Source organism: Klebsiella grimontii, assembly GCF_900200035.1.
In the GTDB taxonomy this organism is placed as follows: domain Bacteria; phylum Pseudomonadota; class Gammaproteobacteria; order Enterobacterales; family Enterobacteriaceae; genus Klebsiella; species Klebsiella grimontii.
Window position 1 is genome coordinate 446,560 of the sequence record NZ_FZTC01000019.1, and the last position, 12,844, is coordinate 459,403.

8 protein-coding genes are annotated in these 12,844 nt (G+C 49.9%); 5 read left to right on the plus strand and 3 right to left on the minus strand.

The features are described 5' to 3' along the window. Nucleotides 1-22: 22 nt before the first annotated feature. The 3 genes from KOSB73_RS16900 to KOSB73_RS16910 form a co-directional block, all read right to left on the minus strand. On the minus strand, nucleotides 23-4,393 hold the full coding sequence (locus KOSB73_RS16900; RefSeq protein ID WP_098140721.1) for a non-ribosomal peptide synthetase family protein: 4,371 nt from the start codon (nucleotides 4,391-4,393) through the stop codon (nucleotides 23-25). Between the two features lie 65 nt (nucleotides 4,394-4,458). Beyond that, nucleotides 4,459-4,689 (minus strand): acyl carrier protein, encoded by a 231-nt coding sequence (locus tag KOSB73_RS16905; protein WP_004135554.1) that lies wholly within the window; start codon nucleotides 4,687-4,689, stop codon nucleotides 4,459-4,461. Nucleotides 4,690-4,691: 2 nt separating this feature from the next. Then, nucleotides 4,692-6,212 carry an amino acid adenylation domain-containing protein gene (locus KOSB73_RS16910; protein ID WP_098140722.1) on the minus strand — a complete coding sequence of 507 codons (1,521 nt, stop codon included), beginning with the start codon at nucleotides 6,210-6,212 and terminating at the stop codon, nucleotides 4,692-4,694. Nucleotides 6,213-6,669: 457 nt separating this feature from the next. On the opposite strand from KOSB73_RS16910, the gene KOSB73_RS16915 reads away from it, so the two are divergent. From KOSB73_RS16915 to KOSB73_RS16935, 5 genes are read left to right on the plus strand one after another with little or no spacing between them, the layout of a single operon-like run. Continuing rightward, nucleotides 6,670-7,839, plus strand: coding sequence for a 3-deoxy-7-phosphoheptulonate synthase (locus tag KOSB73_RS16915; protein WP_098140723.1), 1,170 nt, complete (start codon nucleotides 6,670-6,672; stop codon nucleotides 7,837-7,839). Next, a complete protein-coding gene (locus KOSB73_RS16920; RefSeq protein ID WP_004135551.1) occupies nucleotides 7,829-8,614 on the plus strand; it encodes a 2,3-dihydro-2,3-dihydroxybenzoate dehydrogenase in 786 nt (261 codons plus the stop codon). The genes KOSB73_RS16915 and KOSB73_RS16920 overlap by 11 nt, the downstream gene beginning before the upstream one ends. A gap of 18 nt (nucleotides 8,615-8,632) precedes the next feature. Then, nucleotides 8,633-9,265 (plus strand): isochorismatase family protein, encoded by a 633-nt coding sequence (locus KOSB73_RS16925; RefSeq protein WP_004135549.1) that lies wholly within the window; start codon nucleotides 8,633-8,635, stop codon nucleotides 9,263-9,265. A gap of 23 nt (nucleotides 9,266-9,288) precedes the next feature. Continuing rightward, nucleotides 9,289-11,244, plus strand: coding sequence for an anthranilate synthase family protein (locus KOSB73_RS16930; RefSeq protein WP_224232389.1), 1,956 nt, complete (start codon nucleotides 9,289-9,291; stop codon nucleotides 11,242-11,244). 38 nt (nucleotides 11,245-11,282) lie between these two features. Then, a complete protein-coding gene (locus tag KOSB73_RS16935; protein WP_098140724.1) occupies nucleotides 11,283-12,797 on the plus strand; it encodes a 4-hydroxyphenylacetate 3-hydroxylase family protein in 1,515 nt (504 codons plus the stop codon). Nucleotides 12,798-12,844: the final 47 nt, after the last annotated feature.

Sequence of the window (12,844 nt, forward strand, 5' to 3'; positions counted from 1 at the left end):
GATGAAATTGATAAAAATCTTGTTAGACAATTTCGTTCTGCCGCTGGAAATAAACAATCATACGTTTGAACGTCTCCTCCGACAGTTCAGGAAAGCGCAAACCCAGTTGTGCAATACGCTTAGTCGTCTCTGGATTACCGTAGACGTTATCGCCAGTATCCAACAAATTCTCTTTAAAGAGATGAATGACCGGTCCCAGCGCAACCTCGCGCCCCTGGGTGACACACAGCTCAAGTTGTTGCAACCACTCGCCGTCAGAAGTCGTTTCCAACGGATAGCCCAGAGAACGAATCGCCCGATACACCGGGTCAAATCGAGTGCTCTGCGGATGGAAAATATGGAAGTTTTCCTGTCGCGTAGCTTCTGAACGCGCTAATGCAACTATCGCTTCAGCGACAAAGTCGACAGGTAACAGGTCCGTTGATAGTGAAGACGGATCGGGTGCCAATCCCATCTGGATAAAACTTTTTATCTGTCGCCATAAAAAATCATCGCTCTGGCAGGCCCCACTTCTGCTGTCTCCGCCAATACGTCCTATGCGAAATACGTTAGCATCAAGTCCCTGTTCTCTGGCCTGTATAACATAGCGTTCAGCCACCCACTTACTTTGCGTGTAACCTATCGACAGTGCTTCCGGATGCCCCGGCACACAATGTTCCACGATAGGCGATTGCGGATAGCGTGGAGAAAATACCGCGATAGTGGATAAATAGTGCAGCGTTTTACGTCCGCCACAACCGCAGAAAGCTAAAATATTCAGCGTACCCTGCACATTTGACTGTTTTACCGAAGAATAAGAGAGCAAAAAATTAATCTGTGCGGCCGCATGGAATACCGTGTCTACTCGCTCTGCCAAACGGCTATACGCTTCAGAGCTTAACCCTAAATTGCGCTGACCAATATCGCCGAGGCAAACTTCAACCCGGGAAAAATCAATCTCATCGGCGATTCCGTAACGCATCGCATTTTCACGCAAACGAGCCAACGCGTGCTCATCTGTCCTGGCTCTTACCATACAGAGCACGGATTGGGTCCCGGCCAATAGCAATGAACGCAGCAGGTAGATGCCCAAAAATCCTGTCGCCCCGGTGAGCAGCGTCAGCCCAGGGGTTGAACACACTCCCCCCTGCCAATGTATGCGTTCGTATCCGTCCTGAACAAAGGAACGATCAACGGCATCGACGGGCCCCTTTTCACTGGCAATATAGCCGTCGATGGACTCAGCCATAGCCGACAAGGTCGGATGATTAAATAACAAACGTAGAGGAATATCGCAATCGAACGCCTTACGCAGCAGAAAAACCAGCTGTGTGGCCAACAAAGAATGTCCACCAATGGCGAAAAAATCATCGTGCAGTGCGATCTGACGTCCCGGAAATAGCGTTTCCCATAGCGCCTTGACCTGCTCCTGCGTTTTGGTCAGAGACCGCTCCGGCATCTGCGTGGATGATTCAATAATAATATCCACCTTAAGCAATGCCTTACGATCGATTTTCCCGCTAGGCGTGGTCGGCAGCTTATCCACAAAGACCAACTCTGTGGGAACCATATACTCCGGCAGCACCAGGCGAAGGCCGCGTTTGATCTTATCCTTTTGATTACCTTTATCATCCAATAAGCCAGCAATAAAGGCGATGAGCTGCTTGCTTCCTGAATTATCTGCCCTGCCAACTACCGCTGAAACCTGCACGCCCTCCAGGGCATTGATGGCCGCCTCGACTTCAGACGGTTCGATCCTAAAACCGCGTATTTTTAACTGATTGTCTATCCTGCCAAGATAGCTGAACCGATCGTCATGCTCCAGCCTCACCAGATCACCGGTACGATACGCGTGGCAACTTTGTGCGGCAAAGCCCTCAGCAGAGATAAAACGTCGAGCGCTTTCTTCACTTTTATTGTGATAGCCGGGAGAGAGAAAATCGCTAACGATAAGCAGTTCACCGGCGACGCCGGCGGGAACCAGCTGCAGATGCTCATCCACCACCAGCAGAGTGAATCCGGGTAGAGGGTAACCAATGGACGCTGCATCTCCCCATTTATCGCTCTCCGGCGGCAGCACATATGCGGAACAGACATGGCTTTCTGAGGGACCATAGAGATTAATCAGGCGAACGGGTTGCCTGAAAAAATGTTTAATATCCGCAGTGAGTACGAGCTGTTCCCCAGTGGAGTAGACCTCTTTTAAACTCGGGAATTGCCTGTTGGCCAATGCGCTCAAATGCGCGAACTGTTGCAAAGCAACATAGGGGAAATAGAGCCGATTAATTCCCTGCTCCTGGATAACCTCTTGCAGATGATCCAGGTCTCTCCGCTCTTCTTCACTGGCGATATATAAGCGCCCACCGCAGGCTAACGTGCCGAAGATCTCCTGAACCGATACATCAAAAGAAAGTGACATAAAATGCAAAGTACAATCTCCCTGACCGCACTCAGATACATCTTGTTGCCACTTAATCAGGTTATTGAGCGTTTTATTTAATAACCGTACTCCCTTGGGCTGCCCGGTTGAACCGGATGTATAAATGATATACAGCTCATCGTCGGGCATTCTTTTGATATAAGACCATTCCCCAGGGTACTCCGGGGGAATATCATCGATTAATAACAGAGGTACGGAGGCAGACACTGGAAATCTCGCTACCAGCGATCGCGTCGTGGCGATGCAATCCACCTTGGCGTCCTGTAACATGTAACCGATACGCTCTTGCGGGTATTGCGGATCGACCGGAATGTAGGCCGCGCCGGTTTTTAATACGCCAAACAGAGTGGCAATCGCCTCGGCATTCCTTTCCAGTAATAACGCAACACGTTTGCCAGGAGCGATATTAAACTGCTGCTGCAGGTAAGCGGCAATCTGCCCCGATCGTTCCGCTAACCAACCATACGATCGCGTGCCATTAGCGGTAATTAACGCAGTATCCGCAGAGTGGTTTACAGCATGCTGATTGAAAGCCGCCAGAGCGTCAAATCGCCAGGCCTCCGCGCACGGCTTAAGGCTAGATCGAACAACCAGTTCACGACTTAACGGTGCATCCAATAGCTTCAGGGATGACAGTAATACCTCGCCGTCCTCGCCCATCGCGCTCAATAAATGGCGAAAGATTTTCAACCAGTAGTCAATGGTCTGCGGATGATACAACGCCGTCTTATACTCCAGCGTCAGCTTCCACTGCGGTTGTGCTTCAAAGAACAGCGTCAGATCGTATTTTGCCATCTGGCTAAAATAGTCATCCAGCATGACTTTAAAAGGCAAGTCGTTGAAAATATCGCCCCGGGTATCGGGCATAACCAACAGCGTTCTGAATAGTGGACTGTCCTGCCCCGCGTTTTCACGCGACAGTGCGACAATTTCATTGAAAGGGAGCAGCTTATTGAAATGCGCGCCAATAAAAGATTGACGCACCTTTGCAGCCAGCGTCCTGACAGTGTCATCTTCATTGACCTGCACGCGAACCGGCAGAGTATTGATCATATATCCCGGCGTTTCGGCAAACTCGCTGCGATCCCGCAGAGTAAAAGGTACGCCAACGGTAATATCGTTCTGCCCACTCATGCGGCTGAGGAAAAATTGCCAGCACATCGACATATACATAAATGGAGTCATTGACAACGATCTCGCGTGCCGCTGCAGTGAGTCCGCTTCCTGTTCGTTCAGCGCCAGCATGGTATAGGCGGCTTTGGTATCTTCCCGAAGACGACGGGGAAAATCGACCGGGAGGTCCGACAGTGGCGGAGCCGGATGCAGTGCCTGCCGCCAGTAATCCCGCATATCTTCGCACTCCGCCGCCGCAAGGGATGCGGCCTGCCAACGAGTAAATTCCTGATAGCTTCCCGTGTCGTTAAACGCTGGCAGAGCGCGCTTCTCGTCAAGCGCACAATATATGCGCAGCAAATCATGCAAGACAATACGTACTGAGGGGGCATCAATAATGATGTGGTGGAAACAGCATGCTAACCAGGTTGTACCCGAGTCTGAACTGAGCATATTAATGATACTCAACGGACCCTCAGCTAATGATAAACGGCTAGCCGCCAGTTGTGCAGTCACCGATTCAGGGGTTTCCGTCTGCTCTGGTTGTCGATGGGAAAAAGAGAGATAGCCATCAGCGCCGATACGCTGTTGTAATTTACCGTCAAGATAAACAAAACGCGTTCTGAATATTTCATGGCGCAAGGTCAGCTCAGCCACAGCGCGCTGCATAATCTCAGCGTCCAGTGTCGCATTAACGGTCAGCAGCACCGGCACGTTATAGCATTGGGGCTGATCCAGCGTATTATCCAGCCACCACATTGCCTGCTGGCCGGGCGTCGCTGCCAGATACGTTACCGCACTTTCTCCACACGCCTTGTTCAAACAGCCCTTATTTGACTCGCCGCTATTAAATGATGGCATTTTATCCCCCTCTTAAAATTCCCTGTAAAACCCTTCCTGTTTGCCGGCAGTCCCAACTCCAGGTATTAGAGCTGTTGCCGTTGCCGAATGGTCTGAGCCAGCGCGGCAATAGTTCCGGCAGTGAAAATGTCCGCCGGCGAGACAGCCAAATGAAATGTCTTGCTTACCATTGAAGCCAACTTTATGAAATGTAATGAGTTACCACCCTGGTCTAATAAATTATCTTGCGGGTTAATCGCCTCTGAATGAATAATCTCCTGCCAAATCGAGAGTAGCTGTTGCTCAACGTTGTCCATATTTACACCTGCTCCAGTAAAATATTTTTTAACCGTAAACGATCTTTTTTGCCGTTAGCGGTCATTGGCAGTACCGCCAGACGGCTAAATTTTTCAGGTATCATCCAGGCAGGAGCATGCATAGCGAGGTGATTCTTTAAATCCGCTACGGATAGCGCGTCATCCTGCGTGACATAACAAGCATGTAATCGTGGTTCATCCGGCGTCTCCTCTACCACAATCAGCACATCTTCCACAGCGTGATGTAAGCGCAACAGGTGCTCAATACCGGCGAGATTGACGCGGAAGCCACGAATTTTACAAATATGGTTGCCTCTTCCGACCAGGACGATATTGCTATCCTGGTCGCACGTTGCGCGATCGTCGGTACGATAAAAAAGCACGTCTGTGCCTTGATACGGTATGGAGATAAACCTTTCCGCCGTCAGTTGCGGATCGGAATACCCCAGAGCCACTCCAGCTCCTGCGATAAACAATTCCCCATATTCACCGCAGGCACAGGGTTGCAACCGTTCATTGAACACCACCATCTCAACCAAAGGGAGCGCAGTACCAACCGGCACAGGAGAATCACTGGATAATTGCCCCTCCGACTGAACATGATAGAGAGACGAGATCGCTGAATTTTCCGTGCATCCTAATCCATTAAATATTTTTGCTTTACCGGCCTGCGCCGCCACGCTAAATAGACGAGGGTTGACAAAATCGCCCGACACCACCACACAAGCAGGTATATGCAGCGTTTCGAGCGAAACCTCGACAAATAGCCGGAACAACCCGCCAGAGAGGAATAGCATCGTCACGTTATCCGATTCGATCTGCCGTACCAGGGCCATCAAATCCGGCAAGCCAGGCGGCGCAATCGTCAGACACGCGCCGGTCAATAAAGCCATCCAGATTTCATTCGCTGAGGCGGCGAAAGAAACATCTGCAATTTGCAAATAGCAGTCCCGCTCGCTATTCCCCAACGCGGGTACCGGCAAACTCAGTCTGGCAATCCCGCGATGAGCGATCAGCACGCTCTTCGGTTTTCCTGTTGATCCAGAGGTCATCAAGATGAGCGCCGGATCATCAGCGCTTAATACCGGATAATTCCCGCTTCTTTGTTGAGCGCAGTTTTGTATCAACGTCCTGCTCGACAACACCTGCCATGACCCGCCGGGCACGCTTGTTACATCATCGCTAATCAGGTATCTGGCTCCCGCCGCACTTAAAACCTCACCAATATAGCGCTCAGGACTATTCGAGTTCACGGGAACCATAACAGCGCCTATTTTCATGAGCGCCAGCATAAAAATATATAACTCCGGGCTACGTTCTATTTTTATTGCAACGATATCGCCTTTTATCAGGCAATTATTTTGCAATACTGCAGCCAGCGCTGAACATTGCTCAGCAAGTTCTCGATAGGTTATTTGTCTTTGATCGAAAATTAACGCAACCCTGTCCGAAAAACGTTGCGAAATCTCATCAAATATATCAGGAACAGCCTTTAGCTGATTGACATATGCTGAATGCGTCATCACTCTCTCCTGGAGAATTAGGAACGTTCACACGCATAAAATCTTCTCTTGAAGAAGAAATTAAAGATCTAAAGAAATGCCGCCAGCTTACCGTGAGACGCCTCAAAAAAAGCGCAGCAGGGAAAGCAACATATAAGCAACACAAGCATAACCAAGCGTTGTTTTCAATAGTCTATCTTCGAACCTGACCCTCAGTCAATTTGATTTCCAAAAAAAAATCATATAGAAAAAATCCAAAAACAACCAAAAATAATAATCAATAAATTCAAATAATTAAAAAAACAACAATAAAAAATCAACTTTTTTGATTGACATAAGGAACTCATTGGCGTGCAATCTTTGTGCAAAACGTATCGTCTTTCATGTCCGGTAAACAGACAAGGAATAGTACTTTCTCATCGCTTTTTTGTTAAAAAACAAATGGAAAACCTGTTAAATTTCGAGTGAGAGATTAGAAATGACATCATTTCCTGGCAATAAGTCCAACTGGCAACAGCCGTTCTGGAGCGATAAGGACATGCTTGCCCTGGTCATAAGTGAATTAGACACTCTTCCAGAGTTATTAAGTTTTGAAGAAATAAGCGAATTCAATAAAGCATTAGCCGCCGTTTATGCAGGGAAAGCAATGATATTTCAGGCTGGCGACTGCGCTGAAAGAATTTGCGAATCTGGCGCGTTACATGTACGGAAAAAATTGACCTTCCTGGAGCAAATGTCCCGCGAACTCTCAACCCTGATGGGACTGCCGATATTGACGGTCGGTAGAATTGCCGGTCAATATGCTAAACCACGCTCACAACACAACGAAGTCGATGGCGACAGGGTACTTCCCGTGTGGCGCGGTGATTCCGTCAACAGGCCCGAAGCGACTCCAGAAGCCAGGCGTAACGATCCGCAACGGATGCTGCTGAGCTACCATGCTGCAGCGGAAACGCTGGCCGAAATTAAACGTTACGAACGGGAATATCCTCGCGATGTTCATCCCATCTGGACCAGCCATGAAGCGCTGTTGCTGGACTATGAAACCACTCAAATCCGCACTAATCCCCATGGAGAATCCTATTTAGCCAGCACTCATTGGCCCTGGATCGGCATTCGTACTCTTGCGCCTGACAGCCCACATATCGCCATGCTGGCGAATATCGCCAACCCTGTTGCCTGCAAGATTGACGCCACCGTAACGCCGTCGTTCATCGCGACACTTTGCCGACAACTCAATCCTCAACGTATTCCTGGACGTCTGACTTTTATTTCGCGTTTTGGCCGTTCACATATTCATCGGTTGGGCGCGTTGATTCAGGCCGCACAGGCAACCGAAACGCCGGTGTTATGGATGTGCGATCCAATGCATGGGAATACCGGGAAAACGCAGGCGGGCAATAAACGCCGCGAGCTTAGCGACATGATGGCTGAAATCTCCGGTTTCCTGAGGCAGGTGAAAACACATAACGCCTGCGCCGCTGGACTCCATCTGGAAGCGACGCCGAACCCGGTCATCGAATGCTTCTGTGAAAATAATCACCCTGAAGAACATGAACTTAAGCAAATTCTCTGCGACCCGCGCCTGAACGTCGAGCAAACGCAGATGTTATTAACTCACTGGAAAGAGAGACAAAATGACCTTTGATAAAGACTACATTGCCGTTATTACCGGCGCCTGCGGTGGCATTGGCGAATCCGTTGCCCACGCGCTGGCGAAAGAAGGGGTTTCACTAGCGCTTCTTGATAATAACGCCTCTCAGCTGGCAACCCTTGTAGCCACACTACAAAATAACCATCCGCAGCCCATTGCAGGCTTTAATGTGGACGTTGCCGACGACCGCAGCGTAGCAGAAGCCTTTACCGCAATCGGTCGCCAACTGGGTCCGGTGGGTTATCTGGTCAACGGCGCCGGCGTACTGTGCCACGCCAGCGTGGCCGAAACACAGCCGCAAGATTGGACGAAAACATTTGCCGTCAACGCGACTGGCGTATTTAACACCAGCCGCCATGCAGCCAATCTAATGATGGCTCAGCGTAAAGGCAGCATCGTAACTATCGCCTCAAACGCAGCGCGCGTGCCGCGGGCGACGATGGCCGCCTACTGCGCCTCAAAAGCCGCTGCCCAGGCATTTACCTATGCTCTGGGGCTGGAGGTCGCTCCGTACGGGATCCGTTGTAATGTTGTCGCTCCCGGCTCAACCGATACGCCGATGCTGCGCGGCATGTGGCATAGCGAAAGTGACAGGCAAAACACGCTTAACGGTAATCCACAACAATTTCGCATCGGTATCCCACTCAACAAAGTCGCCACGGCGGAAGAAATTGCTGCCGCGGTCTGCTTTTACCTGTGCGAAGAATCAGGGCAAACCACGCTTTCAACGTTATTGGTCGACGGTGGCGCCGCACTCGGCAGCTGCTAACCGTACAAGGAGAATAACATGGAAAAGATACAGCCCTATCCGTTGCCGACAGAACGTCAATTACCCAAATCAATGGCAGACTGGCGGCCCAACAGTTCAAGAGCGGCGCTACTCATACATGATATGCAGCGTTATTTTCTCGATTTTTACACTGCTGACGCCCCGCCGATAGCGCAGGTTATCGACAACATTTACCGCTTGCTTAGCGTCGCCCGACGTCTGCATGTACCCGTATTTTATACTGCCCAACCCGGCGACATGACGCCACAACAGCGCGGCTTACTGCACAGTCTATGGGGTTCAGGCATGAACGGCAGCCAGGAACATAAACAGATTGTTCCGCCGTTGACGCCTCTGGAAAATGAGTGGGTATTAACGAAGTGGCGATACAGCGCCTTCTTTAACTCCCCCCTTCTGAGTACGTTGCACGAACTCAAATGCGATCAGCTGATCGTCTGCGGCGTTTACGCCCATATCGGTTGTTTATGCACAGCGCAAGAGGCCTATTCCAATGATATCGAGACATTTTTTATTGCCGATGCACTAGCCGATTTCTCTGAAGAAAAGCATCGTCTGGCGCTTGAGATAGCTGCGGAAACCAGCTCAGTCGTGCTGTCAACCCGACAAGCTATCGACGCTTTGGAACATTAAAGATCCTCACGGCACTCCAGGAGATGATGATGTTATCTAAAGGCACAGCAAAGCCCGACGAGCTTTCGGCTCATCTGGCCAATCTTGATAGACCCTTTGCCTGTATTTACCGCCCCCAATGCGAACCTATCAAGGCAGTATTATTTCTTGAAGGGGATATTGAGCTAAACCAATCCCTTTCAGAATTAGCGCTGGACCCTCCCCTGGACGGGAAGGGGAAAAACTCATTTAACAAATTGATCTTATTGCCATTTAATCAGCTAAAAGAAAAAGGTTATGCCTGCATTGACGATGGTGAACAGACGATCGTCATGCACATTGAGCGGCAAGATTATTACCCTATAGATTCGTTTATCGCAGCCATTAATGACTATGATATCAAGCCGCGAAACCTGCACTTCGATCTTGATGACCAAACGTATGGCGACATTGTTGATACCGTCATTGATCAGGAAATCAGCTCCGGAGAAGGGAGCAACTTTGTGATTTCACGCAGCCTGGAAGGCGATATAACCGACTTCAGCATCCGCCACGCGTTGACGCTGTACAAACGGTTACTGCAATCTGAATGCGGGTCTTACTGGACATGGATGATCTTCACCGGCAGCCGCTATTTCATAGGTAGTTCGCCTGAACAGCATATCCAGGTTGATGAGCAGAACGTGGCGATGAATCCTATCAGCGGCACGTTAAAATACCCCGACTCCGGGAATATGGCGCACGTGCTGGATGATTTTCTGCAGGATAAAAAAGAGCGCGACGAACTATTTATGGTGGTGGATGAAGAACTCAAAATGATGAGTAGCATCTGTCAGCATGATATTCAGGTAACCGGGCCGAAGCTCAAAGCTATGTCGCACATCGCGCATACCGAATATTTTATCCATGGCAGCTCAGATCGCAGTCTGAAAGAGATCATCAGGCAATCGCTCTTTGCGCCAACAGTGACCGGCAGCCCAATAGAAAGCGCCTGTAAAGTTATCGCCCGGCGAGAACGCCGCGGACGCGGCTATTACAGCGGCATCGTTGCTATAACGGGTGCGCAAGAAGGTAAACGTTATCTGGACTCGGCCATAATGATCCGCACGGCCGATATTACCGCTCAGGGACATTTTCGGCTTACGGCGGGTTCAACCATCGTCAGAAGTTCCATCGCGCAAAATGAAGCCGGTGAGACACGCGCCAAATTGCAAGGGCTAATGCATTCGTTCTTCTCTGACACAAGCGCCGGGACGCCAAACCGAACAGGATTGTCTGCAGAACTTCGCCATCGGGCTGACCAGATACTCGCAAAACGGAATGCATGCGCCTCCGCCTTTTGGCTGGATAACTCGCAATTGGGCCCGTGCGCTTTACTCTCTCGTCATACCATCACACTGATCGACATGGAGGACAACTTCACCGCCATGATTGCCTATCAGTTACGCAGCGCAGGTTGCGCCGTTACCCTCATTCCCTGGTATGACTGCCTGAGCAAGCTAACGCAGCTCACCGATCGCGACATCGTATTCATTGGGCCCGGGCCTGGCGATCCAACCAATATACAACTCGAAAAAATACGCGTGGGCCGAAAAATTATTGCGCAACGGCTGCGGGAGCAGCGTCCGCTAATCGGGACTTGTCTGGGACATCAGTTAATTTGCGCCGAATTAGGCATTCCGATCGAGCGGCTGATCAATAACCGTCAGGGTAGCCAACATCAGATATCCATTCAGGGAAAATCTCATACCGTTGGCTTCTATAACAGTTTCTCCGCGCTACATCAACGGCCATGCTGGTACAGCCCGGAGCATGACAAAACAGTCCAGCTGGAGCGACTCCCTTCCGGTGAAATTGTTGCATTATCGTCAGGTAACGTTGCCTCCATACAATTTCATAACGAGTCATTCCTGACGCAAGACGCATTTTCTATTTATCAATGGCTGATACAGAACGCCTTAACAACAACGGTAACTCTTAGTCAACAAGATGCCGTTTAAAAGGAAGCGTTGAAAACCGATATTCGGAGAGAGCTGACATGGGAAATAAATCAGTATCGTTACCTACCGGTAATGACTTTTTGGCGGGTCTGAATGATGGACGAGAAATATGGGCTTATGGTGAAAAGGTCGACAATGTTATTACACATCCAGCGTTTCGCAATTCAGCACTGTCGATAGCTAAATTATACGACGCGCTCCATGACGAAAAGTATCAGGCTATTTTAACCACGCCGTGTGATACCGGTAGCGGTGGTGTCACCCATCCGTTCTTCCGCGTTCCGCATTCTGTTGACGACCTGATACGCGATCGCGACGCAATCGCCCAGTGGGCAAGGCTTAGCTACGGCTGGTTGGGAAGAAGCCCTGATTTTAAAGCGTCGTTTCTTACGACTCTCGGCGCCAATCCCGAGGCCTACGGCGAATATGCGGATAACGCCAGACACTGGTACAAACGCTCGCAAGAGGAGCTACTTTACTGGAATCATGCCATCATTAACCCGCCTATTGACCGCAATCTCCCGCCCGACCAGATTGAAGATATCTGCATTCATGTCGAAAAAGAGTGTGATGATGGCGTGATTGTTAGCGGTGCCAAGGTGGTTGCTACCGGCTCTGCCTTGACGCATTACAATTTCATCGCGCATTACGGTTTACCTGTCAAAAAAAGAGAATTTGCCCTGGTATGCACATTACCCATGAATGCCCCAGGGCTGAAGCTGGTTTGCCGCCCCTCTTACTCCTTAACCGCCGAAAAGATCGGCAGTCCTTTTGACTATCCACTCTCCTCACGCTACGACGAGAATGACATGATCTTCATTCTGGATAAGGTGAAGATTCCCTGGGAAAACATTTTTATTTACGGCGATACCGCTAAAGCGGCCACGTTTTTACCCAGTTCAGGCTTCCTGCACCGCTCTACGTTCCACGGTGTGACGCGTCTGGCGGTAAAAATCGATTTTATCTGTGGTTTATTCATTAAAGGCGTGGAGGCCACCGGCGTAGCCGATTTCCGCGGTATACAGACCCGCGTTGGGGAAATGCTGGCCTGGCGCAACCTCTTCTGGGCCATAAGCGATGCAATGGCTAAATCGCCGAATCCCTGGCACAACGGCGCCCTCCTGCCTAATCTGGATTATGGTTTAGCCTACCGTTGGTTTATGAGTCTCGGCTATCCACGGATCAGAGAAATTATTGAGCAAGATCTTGGCAGCGCGCTTATTTATATCAATTCGCATGCCAAAGATTTTGCCGCGCCGGAACTGGAGCCTTATCTGAAAAAATATATGCGCGGTTCCAACGGTATGGATGCCGTGGAACGGGTCAAGCTCATGAAGCTAATTTGGGACTCGGTAGGAACAGAATTCGCCAGCAGACACGAACTCTATGAACGAAATTATACCGGCAGTCATGAAAATGTCCGTATCGAACTGTTGCTCGCCGCACAGATGTCGGGGCAGGTACAAGAATATAAAGGTTTTGCCGAACAATGTATGATGGATTATGACCTGGATGGCTGGCTGGATCGCGATTACCACTGGCCTGTAGACTAATAAGATTATCGGGACAATACATCCGTATAATAATGGGTATGCATCAC

Bases quoted from the DNA above. Each gene is read 5' to 3' on its own strand.
- KOSB73_RS16900 (WP_098140721.1), bottom strand. From the start codon at position 4,393: ATGCCATCATTTAATAGCGGCGAGTCAAATAAGGGCTGTTTGAACAAG.
- KOSB73_RS16905 (WP_004135554.1), bottom strand. From the start codon at position 4,689: ATGGACAACGTTGAGCAACAGCTACTCTCGATTTGGCAGGAGATTATT.
- KOSB73_RS16910 (WP_098140722.1), bottom strand. From the start codon at position 6,212: ATGACGCATTCAGCATATGTCAATCAGCTAAAGGCTGTTCCTGATATA.
- KOSB73_RS16915 (WP_098140723.1), top strand. From the start codon at position 6,670: ATGACATCATTTCCTGGCAATAAGTCCAACTGGCAACAGCCGTTCTGG.
- KOSB73_RS16920 (WP_004135551.1), top strand. From the start codon at position 7,829: ATGACCTTTGATAAAGACTACATTGCCGTTATTACCGGCGCCTGCGGT.
- KOSB73_RS16925 (WP_004135549.1), top strand. From the start codon at position 8,633: ATGGAAAAGATACAGCCCTATCCGTTGCCGACAGAACGTCAATTACCC.
- KOSB73_RS16930 (WP_224232389.1), top strand. From the start codon at position 9,289: ATGATGATGTTATCTAAAGGCACAGCAAAGCCCGACGAGCTTTCGGCT.
- KOSB73_RS16935 (WP_098140724.1), top strand. From the start codon at position 11,283: ATGGGAAATAAATCAGTATCGTTACCTACCGGTAATGACTTTTTGGCG.